This is a genomic window from Pseudomonas izuensis (assembly GCF_009861505.1).
GTDB lineage: Bacteria > Pseudomonadota > Gammaproteobacteria > Pseudomonadales > Pseudomonadaceae > Aquipseudomonas > Aquipseudomonas izuensis.
The window spans coordinates 63,655-82,394 of the sequence record NZ_WTFT01000019.1; the positions used below are offsets into that span (position 1 = coordinate 63,655).

An 18,740-nucleotide genomic window follows, 5' to 3' on the forward strand; every position below is an offset into this window, starting at 1 on the left:
GGGTGGCGCCCAAGAGCACCGCCCTTTCAATAAGGTCAGTCACGCACCGGGCCAGGGGCCAGGACTTCACGCGAACCGTTGGTGTTCATGGAGGTCACGACCCCGGCCATTTCCATGGCTTCGATCATGCGCGCGGCGCGGTTGTAGCCGATTTTCAGCTTGCGCTGAACGGCGGAAATGGAGGCGCGACGACTTTCCAGGACGAACTGCACCGCTTCGTCATACAGCGCGTCGGTCTCGGGATCATCGCCATCGCCACCACCGCTGCTGCCTTCAAAGCCACTGCCGGCCTCTTCGACACCGTTGAGGATGTCGTCGTTATACTCCGGCGCCCCGCGCAGTTTCCAGGCTTCCACTACCCGGTGAACCTCGTCATCGGAAACGAACGCACCGTGGACACGGATCGGCAGGCTGGTACCCGGCGGCATGTACAACATGTCACCGTGACCCAGCAATTGTTCGGCGCCGCCCTGGTCGATGATGGTCCGGGAGTCGATCTTGCTCGATACCTGGAACGCCATGCGGGTCGGAATGTTGGCCTTGATCAGACCGGTGATCACATCCACCGACGGCCGCTGGGTCGCCAGGATCAGGTGGATACCGGCTGCCCGCGCCTTCTGGGCGATACGGGCGATCAACTCTTCAACCTTTTTACCGACGATCATCATCATGTCGGCGAATTCGTCGACCACCACCACGATGGTCGGCAGCTTCTGCAGCAATGGCGCTTCGTCGTGGATGCTCTCGCGCTTGTACAGCGGATCGCTCAACGGCTCGCCGGCGTCCTGGGCTTCCTTGACCTTGGCGTTGAAGCCCGACAGGTTTCGCACGCCCATCTTCGCCATCAGCTTGTAGCGTCGCTCCATCTCGGCGACGCTCCAGCGCAAGGCGTTGGCGGCGTCCTTCATGTCGGTGACCACTGGGCACAGCAGGTGCGGGATGCCTTCGTAGATCGACAGCTCAAGCATTTTCGGGTCGATCATGATCAGCTTGGCGTCTTCCGGGCCGGACTTGAACAGGATCGACAGGATCATCGCGTTCACGCCCACCGACTTACCGGAGCCAGTGGTACCGGCCACCAGCAGGTGCGGCATTTTCGCCAGGTCGGTGATGACCGGCTTGCCGCCGATGTCGTGGCCCAGGGCCAGGGTGACCGGCGACTTGAAGTTGTCGTACTCGGGAGTCGACAGCACCTCGGAGAAGCGCACGATCTGCCGGTCTTCGTTGGGAATCTCGATACCGACGGTGGTCTTGCCCGGAATCACTTCCACGACCCGAACACTGGTCACGGCCAGGGAACGCGCCAGGTCCTTGGCCAGGTTGGAAATACGGCTGACCTTGACCCCGGCCGCCGGCTGGATTTCGTAACGGGTAATCACCGGGCCCGGGTGGATCGAATCCACGGTGACTTCGACGCCGAACTCCTTGAGCTTGATTTCCAGCAAGTGACCGACTGCCGCCAGGGATTCCGGCGAGTAATTGAGTTGTTTCTTTTCCGCCGGGTCGAGAATCGAGATCGGCGGCAACGTGCCCTCCACGGCGCTGTCGACGAACAGCGGCGCCTGCTTCTCTTTTTCCACGCGCTTGCTCGGCGCCACCGGCTTGACCGGGGCCGGGGCAATCACCGGCGGCACCTGCTTCTCGCGCTCGGACATGTGCTTGCTCAGGGCCTGCTCACGCTCGATCAGGCGTTCCTTGACCTTGGCCTGCTCGCGCTTGTCGGTGACGGTCGGCGCGACCACGTCATGTACGCGGTCATCGACTTCACGCAATTGCGCGACCAGTTGCTTGCGCTCGGTCCGGGCCGCCCACCAGCGATTGGCGGCGCCCTGGAACAGTTCGAACAGGTCAAGGGTGATCTTGCCGGTAACGTCCATCACCTTGAACCACGACAGGTCGGTGAACACGGTCAGGCCGAACAGGAACAGGGCGATGAACAGCAGCGTACTGCCTTGAATGTTCAGTGCGTTTTTCGCCAGGTCGCCCAGGCTTTCGCCCAGCGCACCGCCAGCGCCGGCCGGCAGACCGGTCGCGGCATGAAAGTGGATATGCGCCAGCGCAGCGCCTGACAGCACCAGGAACACCAGCCCGATCAGGCGCCAGGAGAACAGCCAGCCGCTCCACTGCCACGGCTCGTGACGCTGACGGAAGATTTGATAAGCCTTGATCGCCAGCAACAGCGGGAAGATATAGGCGAAGTAACCGAGCACCATGAACAGGATATCGGCGCTGTACGAACCTGCCGGACCGCCGAAGTTCTGAACGTCGTCGATCTTGCTGTTATGGCTCCAGCCCGGATCGTCCTTGCCGTAGGTCAGCAAGGCCATCATCAGGAACAGGCACAACGCGCCGATGGCGATCAATGCACCTTCCTTGAGGCGGTAGTGCAATTGCTGGCGCCAGAGCGGAACGACTGTCTTGGGTGCTTCGGTGGATTTCTTCAAAACGCTTCTATTCCTGCGCCCAAGGCGCGTCCATCTGTTGATTGACTATAAAAAACTGCCCAATCCAGGCAGGTAAAAAAGTTAACAGGCGCAACTGGGACTACTTTTAACACTGCGCCCTGGTTTTTATAAACAGGGTGCGCAACGGTCATTTTGTTACAAACGCTGTTACAACCAGGCATTGTACGGGTTTGTTCGTTCGATGCCATGCTTGGAACACTTGGATGTAGCATAGTCAAAAGCACATTACATGCGACTCAATTTGAGCATGCATTCTCTTTTGTGACAAAGGCTTATGAGGTGTTTTTATGAGCGAAGCGCAACATCACCGCCTGATCATTCTGGGTTCCGGCCCCGCCGGTTACAGCGCAGCCGTGTATGCCGCCCGCGCCAACCTCAAACCCGTCGTCATCACTGGCATACAGGCAGGTGGCCAGCTCACCACTACCGTCGAAGTCGATAACTGGCCAGGCGATGTCGAAGGCCTCACCGGACCGGTCCTGATGGAGCGCATGCAAAAACACGCCGAGCGCTTCGATACACAGATCGTTTACGACCACATCCATACGGCCAAGTTGCAAAAGCGTCCGTTCGAATTAACCGGCGACAGCGGCACTTATACCTGTGACGCGCTGATCATCGCCACCGGTGCTTCGGCGCAGTACCTTGGCCTGCCATCGGAAGAGACGTTCGCCGGCAAAGGGGTTTCGGCCTGCGCAACCTGCGACGGGTTCTTCTACCGCAATCAGGTGGTCGCGGTGGTCGGCGGCGGGAACACGGCGGTTGAAGAGGCGCTGTACCTGTCGAACATCGCCAGGGAAGTTCATCTGATTCACCGTCGCGACAAGCTGCGCTCGGAGAAAATCCTCCAGGACAAACTCTTCGAGAAAGCCGCCAATGGCAATATCCGCCTGCACTGGAACCAGAATCTGGATGAAGTACTGGGCGACTCCAGCGGCGTGACCGGCGCCCGCCTGCGCGAAAGCCATACCGGCGAAATCACCGACCTGGCGGTCACCGGCGTGTTCATCGCTATCGGCCACAAACCCAATACCGATCTTTTCATCGGCCAACTGGAAATGCGCGATGGCTACCTGCAGGTCTTGGGCGGCAGCGAAGGCAATGCCACCGCGACCGCCATCCCGGGCGTGTTTGCCGCCGGCGACGTGGCCGACCACGTCTATCGCCAGGCGGTCACCTCCGCCGGGGCCGGCTGCATGGCAGCCCTCGATGCGGAAAAATACCTCGACGACATTCCCGCCGTTTAACGGCACACTGGGTGGCGGGCCTTGTGCCCGCCACCACCCTCCCCTTCTGCAAGCCCGGACGCCATGCTGACTTGGTTACAACGCAACTCCCTGACTTTCCCGCCGCTGGAAAAAGCCATGCGCGACCCCAACGGCCTGTTGGCCGCCGGCGGCGACCTGTCTGCCGACCGGTTGATTCAGGCCTACCGCCATGGCTGCTTTCCCTGGTTCTCGGAAGGCCAGCCGATTCTCTGGTGGTCACCGGACCCGCGCACCGTCCTGTTTCCCGACGAACTGCACGTTTCCCGCAGTCTCAACAAGCTGCTGCGTCAACAACGCTATCAAGTCACCTTCGACCGGGATTTTGCCGCGGTCATCCGCGCCTGCGCCGCCCCACGGGAATATGCCGACGGCACCTGGATCACCGAAGCCATGCAGGACGCCTATCTGGAACTGCATCGCCGCGGTTTCGCGCACTCGGTGGAAGTCTGGGACCAGGGCACGCTTGTCGGTGGACTGTACGGCCTGGCGATGGGCCGGCTGTTTTTCGGCGAATCCATGTTCAGCCGCGCCGACAACGCCTCCAAATATGGCTTTGCCACACTGGTGCGACACCTGAAAGACTCGGGTTTTGTGCTCATCGACTGCCAGATGCCCACCGACCACCTGCACAGCCTGGGCGCCCGGTCGATTCCGCGCGGGGCATTTGCCGGCTACCTGGCGCAGTACCTGGACCAACCCAGCCGCGCAACCTGGGTTTGCTGAGCGTCTTTCGCGCGTGTGGCTTACACTTAGAGACGCCCCTAATCAAAAGCTTATCCCGAGGGTTGATCATGACCGAGTTGGCGCGTTTGAAGTTTTATGCCACTCAGCCCCACGCCTGCAGTTATCTGCCCGAGGAGCAGGCCACGACCCTGTTTCTCGATCCTAGCCAGCCCATGGATGTGCATGTCTATGCAGACCTGTCGGAAATGGGTTTTCGTCGCAGTGGCGACCACCTGTATCGACCCCATTGCCAGAACTGCAATGCGTGTGTACCGGCGCGCATTCCTGTCGTGCCATTCACCCCCAACCGCCAGCAGAAACGCATTTTCAAGCGCAACGCCGACTTGCAGGTCCGGCCGGCCAAGCCGGGATTCAGCGAAGAATATTTCGACCTCTATCAGCGCTATATCGAAGAGCGGCATGCCGACGGCGACATGTACCCGCCCAGTCGCGATCAGTTTTCGACGTTCCTGGTGCGTGACCTGCCGTTTTCACGGTTTTACGAATTCCGCCTCGACGGCCGGCTGCTGGCGATCGCCGTCACCGACCTTCTGCCGAACGGTCTGTCGGCGGTCTATACCTTCTATGAGCCCGACGAAGAGCGTCGCAGCCTGGGGCGTTACGCCATCCTCTGGCAAATCGCCGAGGCCCGGCGTCTGGGGCTGGATGCGGTCTACTTGGGCTACTGGATCAAAAACTGCAAAAAAATGAGCTACAAGACCCAATACCGCCCCATTGAGCTGCTGGTTAACCAGCGCTGGGTCGTTCTGAACTAGAGCACAGCCTTAAACCCCTTGGCTTGAACCCCACTTTTCGGGCACAATGCACGCCGCTTTTGCCTGGCGCAGTTGCACCGGGCCATTCACTGGACACCGAGGGCTTTACTGCATGTCGAAAGAAGACAGCTTCGAAATGGAAGGCACTGTCGTCGACACCCTGCCCAACACCATGTTTCGCGTGGAGTTGGAAAATGGGCACGTCGTAACCGCGCATATTTCCGGCAAGATGCGCAAGAACTACATTCGTATTCTTACCGGCGACAAAGTGCGCGTCGAGCTGACGCCCTATGACTTGAGCAAAGGGCGCATCACTTACCGCGCTCGCTAATCAGGTCAATACAAGACGCCCGGCTTATGCCGGGCGTTTTTGTTTGCTTGGGATTTACTGCCTACACAAGATCCCCGTAGGAGCAAAGCTTGCTCGCGATGGCTGACTGACATTCAACATCGATGTGGACAGTTACACCGCTATCGCGAGCAAGCTTTGCTCCCACAAGAATGCAGCGGATAGCAAAAAGGCGCCCGAAGGCGCCTTTTTGCTTTGTTGCGGTTAACGTCAGGCCATTTCGGCCGTGGTCTCGAACTCGAAGCTCAATTCGCCGTCCTTGATGTCGATGTGTACCACACCGCCATGTTCGGCCAGTTCGCCAAAGAGGATCTCCTCCGCCAGTGGACGCTTGATCTTGTCCTGGATCAGGCGAGCCATGGGCCGAGCACCCATCATCGCGTCGTAACCACCGGCCGCCAGCCAGCTGCGCGCAGCATCGGTGACTTCCAGCAGTACACGCTTGTCTTCCAGTTGCGCCTGAAGCTCGATGAGGAACTTGTCCACCACGCTCTTGATGACCTCATGACTGAGGCGACCAAACTGAATGATGGTGTCCAGACGGTTGCGGAATTCAGGCGTAAAGCTCTTCTTGATCACTTCCATCGCATCGGACGAGTGATCCTGAAGCGTGAAGCCGATCGAAGCACGCGCCGCGGTTTCGGCACCGGCGTTGGTCGTCATGATGACGATCACGTTACGGAAATCCGCCTTGCGTCCGTTGTTATCGGTCAACGTACCGTGGTCCATGACCTGCAGCAGCAGGTTGAAGACTTCCGGATGCGCCTTCTCGATCTCATCGAGCAGCAGCACGCAATGTGGCTGCTTGGTGATGGCTTCGGTCAACAGGCCACCCTGATCGAACCCGACATAGCCTGGAGGCGCACCGATCAGACGCGATACGGTGTGGCGCTCCATGTACTCGGACATGTCGAACCGAATCAGCTCGACACCCAGCGCCTTGGCCAGCTGACGCGCCGCTTCGGTTTTACCGACACCGGTAGGCCCGGCGAACAGGAACGAACCGACAGGTTTGTCAGGCGACTTGAGACCGGCGCGGGACAGTTTGATCGCGGTCGCCAGGGAGTCGATCGCGGCATCCTGACCGAATACCGTCAGCTTCAGGTCACGCTCAAGGTTACGCAGCAGCTCTTTGTCGGAGCTGGTGACGTGTTTTGGCGGAATCCGCGCAATTTTCGCGACGATGTCCTCGACCTGAGGCACTTCGATGCGTTTTACGCGCTTCTCGATCGGCTGCAGGCGCTGGTAGGCACCCGCCTCGTCGATGACGTCGATGGCCTTGTCCGGCATGTGCCGGTCATTGATGTAACGCGACGCCAGTTCCGCAGCGGCACGCAGGGCCTCATCGCTGTATTCGATGTTGTGATGCTGTTCGAAACGCCCTTTCAGACCCCGCAGGATGCCAACAGTGTCTTCCACCGACGGTTCCGACACATCGACTTTCTGGAAACGTCGCGCCAGGGCACGATCTTTCTCGAAGATGCCGCGGAATTCCTGGAACGTGGTCGAACCGATGCAACGGATATCACCGGACGACAACAACGGCTTGAGCAGGTTAGAGGCATCCATGACACCACCGGACGCAGCACCCGCACCGATGATGGTGTGAATTTCGTCGATGAACAGGATCGCCTGCGGACGTTTTTTCAGCTCATTGAGCAACGCCTTGAAGCGCTTCTCGAAATCGCCGCGGTATTTGGTTCCGGCCAGCAAGGCACCCAGATCGAGGGAGTACACCACGCTGTTGGCCAGCAGGTCCGGCACCTGGTTGTCGACAATGCGTTTGGCCAGGCCTTCGGCAATCGCAGTTTTACCCACGCCCGCCTCGCCCACCAGCAACGGATTGTTTTTGCGACGACGCGCCAGGATCTGCGCGACGCGCTCGACTTCCAGCTCACGGCCTACCAATGGATCGATACGACCCTGGCGCGCGAGTTCATTAAGGTTGCTGGCATAAGCATCCAGTGGATTGCCTGAAGAAGAAGACTCACCGCCCTCGTCGTCCTGCATATCTTGCTCACCCTCAGAGTGATCGCCGTGCCCCGGCACCTTGGAAATGCCGTGGGCGATGTAATTGACGACATCGATGCGGGCAACGCTCTGCTGTTTCAGCAGGAACACTGCCTGACTCTCTTGCTCACTGAAGATCGCGACCAGCACGTTGGCACCAGTCACTTCGCGTTTGCCCGAGCTCTGTACGTGAAACACAGCACGTTGCAGGACACGCTGGAAGCCCAGGGTTGGCTGGGTTTCGCGATCCTCATCATGCACGGGGATCAATGGCGTGGTGGAGTCGATGAACTCCTGCAAGTCATGCTTGAGTTTGTCGAGGTTTGCGCCGCACGCGCGTAAAACGGTGGCGGCAGCCTCATTGTCCAATAGGGCCAGCAGGAGGTGCTCGACGGTCATGAACTCATGACGCTTCGAACGTGCCTCCTTGAAGGCAAGATTGAGGGTGACTTCGAGCTCGCGGTTTAACATAGCTTCACCTCATACCCAAGTGTCCGGCGATTAACCGTCCTTCTCGATTTCACAGAGTAGCGGATGCTGGCTTTCCCTGGCGTACTGGTTGACCTGCATGGCCTTGGTCTCGGCGATGTCGCGGGTAAACACTCCACATACTGCCCGCCCTTCTGTATGGACGGCCAGCATGACCTTGGTCGCCAGCTCGCGATTCAGGTTAAAAAACACCTCGAGCACTTCGACGACGAAATCCATCGGTGTGTAGTCATCATTAAACAAAACCACCTTGTACATCGGCGGCGCCTGTAAAGCAGGCTTAGCCTCCTGAACAGCAATGCCTGCGGAATCGTCGTCGTGTAAATCAGGGCGATCCTGATTGAATGTTAGTCGAATCTGGCTGATTGCATGCATGGAAAGAAAGGTTCGTCAGTTGTGCAAATACAGTGGTGGGGGCGGTCTTGAACGTTTTCAACTCCGACTGCCGGGTCAGCTTGACTATCGGCAAAACGGTGTTACAACCAATAGAGCCCACAGTGGGTAAAAAAGGTCCGCGGAGTCAACTTTTTTCGAAGAAGTGACTGCGGATGAACTGGATGATACTCCAGTGATGGAGTCTGTTGCAGAGGGATATGAGCATGGCGTTCGGCAAGGTGAAATGGTTCAACAATGCCAAGGGTTACGGTTTCATCAATGAGGACGGCAAGACAGAAGACCTGTTTGCCCACTACTCAGCCATCAAAATGGACGGTTATAAAACCCTGAAGGCCGGCCAGGCCGTGAGCTTCAACATCATCCAGGGGCCCAAGGGGCTGCATGCGGTCGATATCAATGACGCAGCCGTCAAGAATGCTGAAGCGGCTGCCCTTGCGACGCCCGCCAGCGCTCAAGACACCGCCCTGAGTTAACAGCTCCACCTGTCATCCAGTCATAAAAAAACCGCCCGGCTCAATCATTTGAATCGGGCGGTTTTTGTACGTGTGTCGTTCGCTTACATGTGTTTGATCAACGCCTCACCAAACCCGGAAGACGAAACCAGGGTGGCGCCTTCCATCAGACGTTCGAAGTCATAGGTCACGGTCTTGGCCTTGATCGCGCCGTTGGTGCCCTTGATGATCAGGTCCGCCGCCTCGGTCCAGCCCAGATGACGCAGCATCATCTCGGCCGAAAGAATCACCGAACCCGGATTGACCTGATCCTTGCCGGCATACTTCGGCGCCGTACCGTGGGTGGCTTCGAACATGGCCACGGTGTCGGACAGGTTGGCGCCTGGCGCGATACCGATGCCGCCCACTTCCGCCGCCAGAGCGTCGGAGAGGTAGTCACCGTTGAGGTTGAGTGTGGCGATCACATCGTATTCGGCTGGACGCAGCAAGATCTGCTGAAGCATGGCATCGGCAATGGCGTCCTTGACGATGACTTCGCGACCGGTTTTCGGGTTCTTGAACTTCATCCATGGGCCGCCGTCGAGCAGCTCGGCGCCGAACTCTTCCTTCGCCACCTCATAACCCCAGTCCTTGAAGGCACCTTCGGTGAACTTCATGATGTTGCCCTTGTGCACGATGGTCAGCGACTTGCGGTCGTTGTCCACTACATATTGCAGGGCCTTGCGCACCAGACGCTTGGTGCCTTCTTTCGAAACAGGCTTGATGCCGATACCACAGTCCTGGTCGAAACGGATCTTGGTGACGCCCATCTCTTCCTTCAGGAACTTGATGACTTTGGTGGCTTCCGGGGAGCCAGCCTTCCATTCGATACCGGCATAGATGTCTTCGGAGTTCTCGCGGAAGATCACCATGTCGACGTCGCCAGGCTTTTTCACCGGGCTTGGTACACCTTCGAACCACACCACCGGCCGCAGGCATACATACAGATCGAGTTGCTGGCGCAGGGCAACGTTGAGCGAGCGGATACCACCACCGACCGGCGTGGTCAGCGGCCCCTTGATGGAGACGACGTAATCTTTCACGGCATCCAGGGTTTCCTGGGGCAGCCAGGTGTCCTGGTCATAGACCTGGGTGGCTTTCTCACCGGCATAGACTTCCATCCAGGAAATCTTGCGCTTGCCCCCATAGGCCTTTTCCACGGCAGCATCAACCACTTTGATCATTACGGGGCTGACGTCGACGCCAATGCCGTCGCCTTCAATGAACGGAATGATCGGATTATCAGGAACATTGAGAGAATGGTCGGCGTTGACGGTGATTTTTTCGCCGACGGCTGGAACCTGAATCTTCTTGTAACCCATGCTGAACTCCATTGATTGGATTGAACATCTGGCTTGGTTCGAGCGTAACCCAGTTAAATCGGCGCGCAAACCCTATGTTCCATCGATCTGCCGCAAAGCCGCACAACCGCTGAGCTACAAGCCTGAAAGCAAAGGGAAAAACGCCAAACTCAAGCACGACGAATGACCCTGCGCCGCTAATTTCCTTCAACGCTCCCTGCGACCTTTAGACCAATGGACGAGAATCGATTCACTTGAACCATCGGCAGATTGCCAGCTACCTATGTATAATGCCGCCCGCTGACCAAAGGGTCACAAAGGCCGACCTCTCCTTGCTACCCAAATGTAGCCGAGACTTTCCGCCCATAGCCGGACTGTTACCGCAGCCCGACTGCTTGACGCTCTACTGATGCACCCAACATCACCGCGAAGAAACCTCGAAATTCGGCTCATGGATGACTTTGAACGAACGCGCTTACCCGGCGCCCCTCGAGTTTCTGCGCACGCTTTAGCAAAGAAGAGAGAGTTAATCCGAATATGCCCAACCGCTCGAAGATCATCTATACCTTCACCGACGAAGCCCCAGCCCTCGCCACCTATTCACTGTTGCCTATCGTAGAGGCCTTCACCGCCTCCGCTGATATCGCCGTTGAAACCCGCGATATCTCTCTTGCAGGGCGCATACTGGCCAGCTTCCCCGAGCAACTGGGCGACAAAGCCGTAGCCGACCACCTCGCCGAACTGGGCGACCTGGCCGTCACGCCTGAAGCCAACATCATCAAGCTGCCGAACATCAGCGCCTCGGTTCCGCAGCTGCAAGCCGCGATCAAGGAACTGCAAGCCCAGGGTTACAACCTGCCGGACTATCCGGAAACCGTGAGCAGCGACGCCGACAAAGAAGCCAAGGCCCGTTACGACAAGGTCAAGGGCAGCGCCGTAAACCCGGTCCTGCGCGAAGGCAACTCCGACCGTCGCGCCCCGCTCTCGGTCAAGAATTACGCACGCAAGCACCCGCACAAAATGGGCGCCTGGGCTGCGGACTCCAAGTCTCACGTTGCGCACATGAGCACCGGCGATTTCTACGGCAGCGAAAAAGCCGCCCTGATCGACGCCGCTGACGCCGTGAAGATCGAGCTGATCGCGCAAGACGGCACCCGCACCGTCCTGAAAGAAAAAACCAGCGTTCAGGCTGGCGAGATCCTCGATTGCGCCGTCATGAGCAAGAATGCTCTGCGCGCCTTCATCGCCGCTGAAATCGAAAGCGCCAAGCAACAAGGCGTGCTGCTGTCAGTTCACTTGAAAGCCACCATGATGAAGGTCTCCGACCCGATCATGTTCGGCCAGATCGTTGCCGAGTTCTATAAAGACGCACTGGCCAAGCACGCTGACGTGCTGGCACAGATCGGCTTCAACCTGAACAACGGCATCGGCGACCTGTACGCTCGCATCAAGGCCCTGCCGGCCGAGCAGCAAGCGGCCATCGAAGCCGACATCCAGGCGGTGTACGCCGTTCGTCCGTCGCTGGCGATGGTCAACTCCGACAAGGGCATCACCAACCTGCACGTGCCGAGCGACGTCATCGTCGACGCCTCGATGCCAGCCATGATCCGTGACTCCGGTAAAATGTGGGGCACCGACGGCCAGCTGCACGACACCAAGGCCGTGATCCCGGATCGTTGCTACGCCACCATCTACCAGGCGGTGATCGAAGACTGCAAGGCAAACGGCGCCTTCGATCCAACCACAATGGGCAGCGTGCCAAACGTTGGCCTGATGGCGAAGAAAGCCGAAGAGTACGGTTCCCACGACAAGACCTTCCAGATCAAGGCCGACGGCGTGGTTCGCGTGACCGACAGCAAAGGCACCCTGTTGATGGAACAGGCTGTTGAAGCCGGCGACATCTTCCGCATGTGCCAGACCAAGGACGCGCCGATCCAGGACTGGGTCAAACTGGCCGTCAACCGTGCCCGCGCCAGCGGCACTCCGGCGATTTTCTGGCTGGACCCGATGCGCGCTCACGACGGCGTAGTGATCGAAAAAGTTCAGGCTTACCTGAAGGATCACGACACTGCCGGTCTGGACATCCAGATCATGGCGCCGGTCGACGCCATGAAGTTCACCCTGCAGCGCACCCGCGAAGGCAAGGACACCATTTCGGTGACCGGTAACGTACTGCGCGACTACCTGACCGACCTGTTCCCGATCATGGAACTGGGCACCAGCGCCAAGATGCTGTCGATCGTACCGCTGATGAATGGCGGTGGCCTGTTCGAAACCGGCGCCGGCGGTTCGGCACCGAAGCACGTTCAACAGCTGCTGGAGGAGAACTTCCTGCGCTGGGATTCCCTGGGCGAGTTCCTGGCCCTGGCCGCGTCCCTTGAGCATCTGGGTGTGAACTACAACAACCCGAAAGCCCTGGTTCTGTCCAAGACTCTTGACCAGGCCACCGGCCTGTTCCTGGACAACAACAAGTCGCCATCGCGCAAAGTCGGCAACATCGACAACCGCGGCAGCCACTTCTACCTGGCGCTGTACTGGGCCCAGGCCCTGGCCGCCCAGACCGAAGACACTGCACTGCAAGCGCAGTTCGCGACCCTGGCCAAAACCCTGACCGAGAACGAAGCGACTATCGTTGCCGAGCTCAACGCCGTTCAGGGCAAGCCAGTGGACATCGGCGGTTACTACCACGCCGACGCCGAGCTGATCAGCAAGGCCATGCGTCCGAGCGCCACGCTCAACGCGGCGATTGCTGCGCTGGTGTAAGGTTGTAAAGGAACATCACAAACCCCGGCCATGTGCCGGGGTTTGTGTTTTTAGAATCCACAGAGCCCCTGTAGGAGTGAGCCTGCTCGCGATAGCGGTATGCCATTCAATATTAATGGTGACTGATGAAACGCCATCGCGAGCAGGCTCACTCCTACAATGGACTGTGTTTCAACATTGGAAATTGAGGATCGTTCATGGACTGGCAACCCCACATCACCGTCGCCACCATCGTCGAAGACAATGGCCGCTTCCTGATGGTCGAAGAACTCAAGCATGGACGAACGGTGCTTAATCAGCCCGCCGGCCATCTGGACCCGAACGAAACCCTGACCGAAGCCGCGGTGCGCGAAACCCTTGAGGAAACCGGCTGGGACGTCGAGCCTACCGGAGTGCTGGGCATTTATCTCTATACCGCGCCGAGCAACGGCGTAACCTACCAACGGGTGTGCTTCATCGCCAAAGCGCTGAAACACCACCCCGATTATCAACTGGACGACGGCATCGTCGGCGCCAAGTGGCTGACCCGTGAGGAATTAATGGCACAGCGCGACAACTGGCGTAGCGAGCTGATCATCCGCTGCATCGACGACTATCTGGACGGCCAACACTTCGGTCTCGAACTGATCCGTCCTTCTCTTTAGCCTTGCGGGCTTGAGCCTGTTAGAATCGCGTCCTTTTTCAAGACACTCATTGAATCCCTATGCGTGATCCAGCCCCTTCTGATACACAAAAGAAGCGCGTCATTGTCGGCATGTCCGGCGGCGTGGACTCTTCCGTTTCCGCTCTCCTGCTGATCGAGCAAGGCTATGAAGTGGAAGGCCTGTTCATGAAGAACTGGGAAGAGGACGATGGAACCGAATACTGCACCGCCATGGACGACCTGGCGGACGCCCAGGCTGTGTGTGACAAGATCGGCATCAAGCTGCACACCGCCAACTTCGCCGCCGAGTACTGGGACAACGTGTTCGAGCACTTCCTGGCCGAATACAAGGCCGGCCGCACGCCGAACCCGGACATCCTGTGCAACCGCGAGATCAAGTTCAAGGCGTTCCTCGACTACGCCATGATGCTCGGCGCCGACCTGATCGCCACCGGTCACTATGTGCGCCGCCGCGATATCGATGGCCGTACCGAACTGCTCAAGGGCCTGGACCCGAACAAGGACCAGAGCTACTTCCTGCACGCGGTCGGCGGCGAACAGATCGCCAAGACCCTGTTCCCGGTCGGCGAACTGGAAAAACCCCAGGTGCGTGCAATTGCCGAGAAGTACGAACTGGCGACCGCGAAGAAAAAGGATTCCACCGGGATCTGCTTTATCGGCGAGCGCCGTTTCAGCGATTTCCTCAAGCAGTACCTGCCGGCGCAACCGGGCGAAATCAAAACCACCGAAGGCGAAGTCATCGGCCGCCACCACGGCCTGATGTACCACACCATCGGCCAGCGCCAGGGCCTCGGCATCGGTGGCTTGAAAGACGCCGGCGAAGAGCCGTGGTACGTACTGATCAAGGACCTGGAACACAACGAGCTGATCGTGGGCCAGGGCAATGACCACCCGTGGCTGTTCTCCCGCGCCCTGCTCGCTTCCGATATCTATTGGGTCAACCCGATCGACCTGAGCCAGCCACGCAAGCTGACCGCCAAGGTCCGCTATCGCCAGAGCGACCAGCCCTGCACCCTGGAAAAAACCGCCACCGGCTACCGCGCCACCTTCGACGACCCGCAACGAGCGGTCACGCCGGGCCAGTCCGTGGTGTTCTACGACGGTGAAATCTGCCTCGGCGGCGGTGTTATCGAAGTTGCAGAACCATGGACTAGCAAAGGCCAGGCCCGATGAGCCCGACTCAGGAGCAACTGACAGCACTGGGCGGCGTGTTTCTCGCCGCCGTGCTGGTGGACAAGATCGCCAAGACCGGCCAGACCAACGAAGCCGGCCTGATCTGCATGCTCGGCAGCCTGCTGATTCGCGATCCCAAGGACACCCTGGAGGTGTACGGCGGCGACGACATCAATCTGCGTGAAGGTTATCGTGCCTTGATCGGCGCCCTCGAACGCGACCCGAGCGCCTTGCAGCGCGAACCGCTGCGCTACGCGCTGGCCATGCTGGGTCTCGAGCGTCAGCTGGCAAAGCGCAACGACATGCTGGACATCATCGGCAAACGCCTGCCGCAGATCCAGTCCCAGGTCGAGCACTTCGGCCCGGCTCACGAAAACGTGATCGCCGCCTGCGGCGCACTGTACCAGGACACCCTGAGCACCCTGCGCCAGCGCATCCAGGTCCATGGCGACATGCGCAACCTGCAGCAACCAAGCAACGCCTCGAAAATCCGCGCCCTGTTGCTGGCCGGTATTCGTTCGGCACGGTTGTGGCGGCAATTGGGCGGTCATCGCTGGCAACTGGTGGTCAGCCGCCGCAAATTGCTCAAAGAGCTTTACCCGCTGATGCGCAGTAGCTGAAGCGCACCGGCAACACCGATTTGTAGTCAGTAACGCGTAATACGCTGGTCAGTTGGCAACGGACCCGCGGATTTTTTCATGTATGATACGCGCCCTATTTCGTTGCCCGACTGTCCGAGAACACCCCATGCAGCTCTCTTCGCTCACTGCGGTTTCCCCTGTTGACGGCCGCTACGCCGGCAAAACCCAGGCCCTGCGCCCAATTTTCAGCGAGTACGGCCTGATCCGTGCCCGCGTTCTGGTTGAAGTGCGCTGGCTCCAGCGCCTGGCCGCTCACCCTGCCATCAACGAAGTACCGGCGTTCTCCGCCGAAGCCAACGCTGTGCTCAATACCCTGGCGGAAAACTTCTCCCTGGAGCACGCCGAGCGCGTCAAAGAGATCGAGCGCACCACCAACCACGACGTCAAGGCCATCGAATACCTGCTCAAAGAGCAAGCGGCCAAGCTGCCGGAACTGGCCAAGGTCAGCGAATTCATCCACTTTGCCTGCACCAGCGAGGACATCAACAACCTGTCCCACGCCCTGATGCTGCGCGAAGGCCGTGATGACGTGATGCTGCCGCTGATGCGCCAGACTGCCGAAGCCATCCGCGAACTGGCCATCCGCTTCGCCGACGTGCCAATGCTGTCGCGCACCCACGGTCAACCGGCTTCGCCGACCACCCTGGGCAAAGAACTGGCGAACGTGGTGTACCGCCTGGAGCGCCAGATCGCTCAGGTCGCCGCCGTTCCGCTGCTGGGCAAGATCAACGGCGCTGTCGGCAACTACAACGCCCACCTGTCGGCCTACCCCGAGATCGACTGGGAAGCCAACGCCCGCGCCTTCATCGAAGACGAGCTGGGCCTGGGTTTCAACCCGTACACCACGCAGATCGAACCGCACGACTACATCGCCGAACTGTTCGACGCGATCGCACGCTTCAACACCATCCTGATCGACTTCGACCGCGACATCTGGGGCTACATCTCCCTGGGCTATTTCAAGCAGCGCACCATCGCTGGCGAAATCGGTTCGTCGACCATGCCGCACAAGGTCAACCCGATCGACTTCGAAAACTCCGAAGGCAACCTGGGCATCGCCAACGCACTGTTCCAGCACCTGGCGAGCAAGCTGCCGATCTCCCGCTGGCAGCGCGACCTGACCGACTCCACCGTTCTGCGCAACCTCGGCGTCGGCTTCGCCCACAGCGTGATCGCGTACGAAGCGAGCCTCAAAGGCATCAGCAAGCTCGAACTCAACGCGGAAAAAATTGCTGCCGATCTGGACGCCTGCTGGGAAGTCCTGGCCGAGCCGATCCAAACCGTGATGCGCCGCTACAACATCGAAAACCCGTACGAAAAACTGAAAGAGTTGACTCGCGGCAAGGGCATCAGCCCTGAGGCGCTGCAAACTTTCATCGACGGCCTGGAGATGCCAGCCGCCGCCAAGGCCGAGCTGAAATTGCTCACTCCGGCCAACTACATCGGTAACGCTGTAGCGCAAGCCAAACGCATCTGATCGACCGCTAGACCCTTTTAAGACGCCCGGCCGCGCCGGGCGTTTTTATTCCCGTATGAAAAGTGCATTTTTTCAATAGGTTACACATGAATCCTGACATTCCTCTTCAACTTCTGGGCGGCATCACGGCACGGGAATTCCTGCGCGACTACTGGCAGAAAAAACCGTTGCTGATCCGTCAGGCAATTCCTGATTTCGAAAGCCCGATCGATGCCGACGAATTGGCCGGCCTGGCGCTGGAAGAAGAAGTCGAATCGCGCCTGATCATCGAGAACGGCGAGCGCCCGTGGGAATTGCGTCGCGGCCCGTTTGCCGAGGACGAATTTAGCAAATTGCCGGAACGCGACTGGACCCTGCTGGTGCAAGCCGTCGATCAATTCGTCCCGGAAGTCAGTGAACTGCTGGAGCACTTCCGCTTCCTGCCGAGCTGGCGCATCGACGACGTGATGATCAGCTTCGCCGCCCCGGGTGGCAGTGTCGGCCCGCACTTCGACAACTACGACGTGTTCCTGCTGCAGGGCCACGGCAAGCGCAACTGGAAAATCGGCCAGATGTGCGACTCCGAAAGCCCACTGTTGCAACATGCGGACCTGCGCATCCTCGCCGACTTCGAAGCGACCGACGAGTGGGTCCTTGAACCGGGCGACATGCTGTACCTGCCGCCGCGCCTGGCCCACTGCGGCGTGGCCGTCGATGACTGCCTGACCTACTCCGTGGGTTTCCGTGCGCCGAGCGCTGCCGAAGTGTTGACCCACTTCACTGACTTCCTCAGCCAGTTCCTGACGGACGAAGAGCGTTACACCGACGCAGACGCCCTGCCAGCAGTAGACCCACACCAGATTCAGCACGACGCTCTCGACCGCCTGAAAAGCCTGCTGGCCGAGCACATGAGTGACGAGCGCCTGCTGCTGACCTGGTTCGGCCAGTTCATGACCGAGCCGCGCTACCCGGAATTGGTGACAGGCCTGGAAGAAGTTGAAGAAGCTGACTTCCTCGCCGCCATCAAAGACGGCGCGATCCTGGTTCGCAATCCAAGCGCCCGACTGGCCTGGTCCGAAGTCGACGAAGACCTGCTGCTGTTCGCCAGCGGCCAGAGCCGTTATCTGCCCGGTAAACTGCGCGAACTGCTGAAGATGATCTGCGCCGCCGACGCGCTGCATGCTGACAACCTTGGCTCATGGCTGAGCGACGAAGACGGTTGCGGCCTGCTGCACGAATTGGTCAAACAGGGAAGCCTGGGGTTCGCTGACGATGAATAAAATTCACGTACGTGTCGCAGACTGGCAGAAGGACAACGCCGAGATCCGGCGCATTCGTGAAGCGGTGTTTGTTGCCGAGCAGTCCGTTCCACCTGAACTGGAATGGGATGCCGATGACGTCACTGCGGTGCATTTCCTCGCCCTCGAAGGCGACTTCCCGATTGGCACCGCACGCCTGCTGCCCGACGGTCACGTCGGCCGGGTGTCGGTACTCAAGGACTGGCGTGGATTGAAAGTCGGCGATGCGCTGATGCACGCAGTGATTGACGAAGCCGAGAAGCGCGGGCTGAAGCAGCAAATGCTCAGCGCCCAGGTTCAGGCTACGGCGTTCTATGAGCGACTGGGTTTCAGCATGGTCAGTGAGGAGTTCCTGGAGGCAGGGATTCCTCATGTGGACATGGTGCGCCATTCGGCCTGAGGCCATCGCGAACAGGCTGTGAAACACACCACAAAACGCCCCGTCATTTTCGGATGCCGGGGCGTTTTGCTGTCTAG

At 59.2% G+C, this 18,740-nt stretch carries 18 protein-coding genes; 13 read left to right on the forward strand and 5 right to left on the reverse strand.

The annotated features are described in order from the left end of the window. Positions 1–35: 35 nt before the first annotated feature. Both GPL81_RS17780 and GPL81_RS17785 read right to left on the reverse strand, forming a co-directional pair. The gene (locus GPL81_RS17780; protein ID WP_160107790.1) at positions 36–2,444 is read right to left on the reverse strand and encodes a DNA translocase FtsK; all 2,409 of its coding nucleotides are present in this window, start codon (positions 2,442–2,444) and stop codon (positions 36–38) included. Next, complete coding sequence (locus tag GPL81_RS17785) at positions 2,441–2,653, reverse strand: hypothetical protein (RefSeq protein ID WP_157755690.1); 213 nt, start codon at positions 2,651–2,653, stop codon at positions 2,441–2,443. Before GPL81_RS17785 ends, GPL81_RS17780 begins: the two co-directional genes overlap by 4 nt. 99 nt (positions 2,654–2,752) lie before the next feature. Here GPL81_RS17785 and trxB point away from each other — a divergent pair, with 99 nt between their 5' ends. From trxB to infA, 4 genes are all read left to right on the forward strand, one after another. Then, positions 2,753–3,712: a thioredoxin-disulfide reductase gene (gene trxB / locus GPL81_RS17790; RefSeq protein WP_160107791.1), complete on the forward strand. Its 960-nt coding sequence runs from the start codon at positions 2,753–2,755 to the stop codon at positions 3,710–3,712. 63 nt (positions 3,713–3,775) lie between these two features. Then, positions 3,776–4,456 (forward strand): leucyl/phenylalanyl-tRNA--protein transferase, encoded by a 681-nt coding sequence (aat, locus tag GPL81_RS17795; RefSeq protein ID WP_160107792.1) that lies wholly within the window; start codon positions 3,776–3,778, stop codon positions 4,454–4,456. Positions 4,457–4,524: 68 nt separating this feature from the next. Beyond that, positions 4,525–5,232 (forward strand): arginyltransferase, encoded by a 708-nt coding sequence (locus tag GPL81_RS17800; protein WP_096510134.1) that lies wholly within the window; start codon positions 4,525–4,527, stop codon positions 5,230–5,232. 112 nt (positions 5,233–5,344) lie between these two features. Next, on the forward strand, positions 5,345–5,563 hold the full coding sequence (gene infA, locus GPL81_RS17805; protein WP_002553999.1) for a translation initiation factor IF-1: 219 nt from the start codon (positions 5,345–5,347) through the stop codon (positions 5,561–5,563). Between the two features lie 228 nt (positions 5,564–5,791). Here the strand turns inward: infA and clpA are convergent, their stop codons facing one another. Continuing rightward, complete coding sequence (gene clpA / locus GPL81_RS17810; RefSeq protein WP_160107793.1) at positions 5,792–8,062, reverse strand: ATP-dependent Clp protease ATP-binding subunit ClpA; 2,271 nt, start codon at positions 8,060–8,062, stop codon at positions 5,792–5,794. Positions 8,063–8,092: 30 nt separating this feature from the next. Beyond that, positions 8,093–8,455, reverse strand: coding sequence for an ATP-dependent Clp protease adapter ClpS (gene clpS, locus GPL81_RS17815; RefSeq protein ID WP_015094394.1), 363 nt, complete (start codon positions 8,453–8,455; stop codon positions 8,093–8,095). A 224-nt stretch (positions 8,456–8,679) separates the two neighbouring features. Here clpS and cspD point away from each other — a divergent pair, with 224 nt between their 5' ends. Continuing rightward, positions 8,680–8,949 carry a cold shock domain-containing protein CspD gene (gene cspD / locus GPL81_RS17820; RefSeq protein WP_160107794.1) on the forward strand — a complete coding sequence of 90 codons (270 nt, stop codon included), beginning with the start codon at positions 8,680–8,682 and terminating at the stop codon, positions 8,947–8,949. A gap of 83 nt (positions 8,950–9,032) precedes the next feature. On the opposite strand, the gene icd is transcribed toward cspD, so the two are convergent. Continuing rightward, positions 9,033–10,289 (reverse strand): NADP-dependent isocitrate dehydrogenase, encoded by a 1,257-nt coding sequence (gene icd / locus GPL81_RS17825; protein ID WP_096510132.1) that lies wholly within the window; start codon positions 10,287–10,289, stop codon positions 9,033–9,035. Between icd and GPL81_RS31115 the strand changes: the two genes are divergently transcribed. From GPL81_RS31115 to GPL81_RS17860, 8 genes are all read left to right on the forward strand, one after another. Then, a complete protein-coding gene (locus GPL81_RS31115; protein WP_177435577.1) occupies positions 10,288–10,455 on the forward strand; it encodes a hypothetical protein in 168 nt (55 codons plus the stop codon). The two genes, icd and GPL81_RS31115, sit on opposite strands and share 2 nt — an antisense overlap. Before the next feature lie 350 nt (positions 10,456–10,805). After that, on the forward strand, positions 10,806–13,031 hold the full coding sequence (locus GPL81_RS17830; protein ID WP_160107795.1) for an NADP-dependent isocitrate dehydrogenase: 2,226 nt from the start codon (positions 10,806–10,808) through the stop codon (positions 13,029–13,031). Positions 13,032–13,228: 197 nt separating this feature from the next. Further along, positions 13,229–13,675, forward strand: coding sequence for an NUDIX hydrolase (locus GPL81_RS17835; protein ID WP_160107796.1), 447 nt, complete (start codon positions 13,229–13,231; stop codon positions 13,673–13,675). Positions 13,676–13,734: 59 nt separating this feature from the next. Then, a complete protein-coding gene (gene mnmA / locus GPL81_RS17840) occupies positions 13,735–14,868 on the forward strand; it encodes a tRNA 2-thiouridine(34) synthase MnmA (protein WP_121103329.1) in 1,134 nt (377 codons plus the stop codon). Further along, positions 14,865–15,488, forward strand: a complete 624-nt coding sequence (gene hflD / locus GPL81_RS17845) for a high frequency lysogenization protein HflD (RefSeq protein WP_096510128.1) — start codon at positions 14,865–14,867, stop codon at positions 15,486–15,488. Before mnmA ends, hflD begins: the two co-directional genes overlap by 4 nt. A gap of 127 nt (positions 15,489–15,615) precedes the next feature. Beyond that, entirely contained in the window at positions 15,616–16,986 is a 1,371-nt protein-coding gene (purB, locus tag GPL81_RS17850) for an adenylosuccinate lyase (RefSeq protein ID WP_160107797.1), read from the forward strand. A gap of 86 nt (positions 16,987–17,072) precedes the next feature. Beyond that, positions 17,073–18,245, forward strand: a complete 1,173-nt coding sequence (locus tag GPL81_RS17855; protein ID WP_160107798.1) for a ribosomal protein uL16 3-hydroxylase — start codon at positions 17,073–17,075, stop codon at positions 18,243–18,245. Next, a complete protein-coding gene (locus GPL81_RS17860; RefSeq protein WP_110963733.1) occupies positions 18,238–18,663 on the forward strand; it encodes a GNAT family N-acetyltransferase in 426 nt (141 codons plus the stop codon). The genes GPL81_RS17855 and GPL81_RS17860 overlap by 8 nt, the downstream gene beginning before the upstream one ends. Positions 18,664–18,740: the final 77 nt, after the last annotated feature.

Bases quoted from the DNA above. Each gene is read 5' to 3' on its own strand.
- purB (WP_160107797.1), top strand. From the start codon at position 15,616: ATGCAGCTCTCTTCGCTCACTGCGGTTTCCCCTGTTGACGGCCGCTAC.
- infA (WP_002553999.1), top strand. From the start codon at position 5,345: ATGTCGAAAGAAGACAGCTTCGAAATGGAAGGCACTGTCGTCGACACC.
- hflD (WP_096510128.1), top strand. From the start codon at position 14,865: ATGAGCCCGACTCAGGAGCAACTGACAGCACTGGGCGGCGTGTTTCTC.
- GPL81_RS17800 (WP_096510134.1), top strand. From the start codon at position 4,525: ATGACCGAGTTGGCGCGTTTGAAGTTTTATGCCACTCAGCCCCACGCC.
- aat (WP_160107792.1), top strand. From the start codon at position 3,776: ATGCTGACTTGGTTACAACGCAACTCCCTGACTTTCCCGCCGCTGGAA.
- GPL81_RS17860 (WP_110963733.1), top strand. From the start codon at position 18,238: ATGAATAAAATTCACGTACGTGTCGCAGACTGGCAGAAGGACAACGCC.
- GPL81_RS17830 (WP_160107795.1), top strand. From the start codon at position 10,806: ATGCCCAACCGCTCGAAGATCATCTATACCTTCACCGACGAAGCCCCA.
- icd (WP_096510132.1), bottom strand. From the start codon at position 10,289: ATGGGTTACAAGAAGATTCAGGTTCCAGCCGTCGGCGAAAAAATCACC.
- clpS (WP_015094394.1), bottom strand. From the start codon at position 8,455: ATGCATGCAATCAGCCAGATTCGACTAACATTCAATCAGGATCGCCCT.
- mnmA (WP_121103329.1), top strand. From the start codon at position 13,735: ATGCGTGATCCAGCCCCTTCTGATACACAAAAGAAGCGCGTCATTGTC.
- trxB (WP_160107791.1), top strand. From the start codon at position 2,753: ATGAGCGAAGCGCAACATCACCGCCTGATCATTCTGGGTTCCGGCCCC.
- GPL81_RS17785 (WP_157755690.1), bottom strand. From the start codon at position 2,653: ATGGCATCGAACGAACAAACCCGTACAATGCCTGGTTGTAACAGCGTT.
- clpA (WP_160107793.1), bottom strand. From the start codon at position 8,062: ATGTTAAACCGCGAGCTCGAAGTCACCCTCAATCTTGCCTTCAAGGAG.
- GPL81_RS17855 (WP_160107798.1), top strand. From the start codon at position 17,073: ATGAATCCTGACATTCCTCTTCAACTTCTGGGCGGCATCACGGCACGG.
- GPL81_RS17835 (WP_160107796.1), top strand. From the start codon at position 13,229: ATGGACTGGCAACCCCACATCACCGTCGCCACCATCGTCGAAGACAAT.
- GPL81_RS31115 (WP_177435577.1), top strand. From the start codon at position 10,288: ATGCTGAACTCCATTGATTGGATTGAACATCTGGCTTGGTTCGAGCGT.
- cspD (WP_160107794.1), top strand. From the start codon at position 8,680: ATGGCGTTCGGCAAGGTGAAATGGTTCAACAATGCCAAGGGTTACGGT.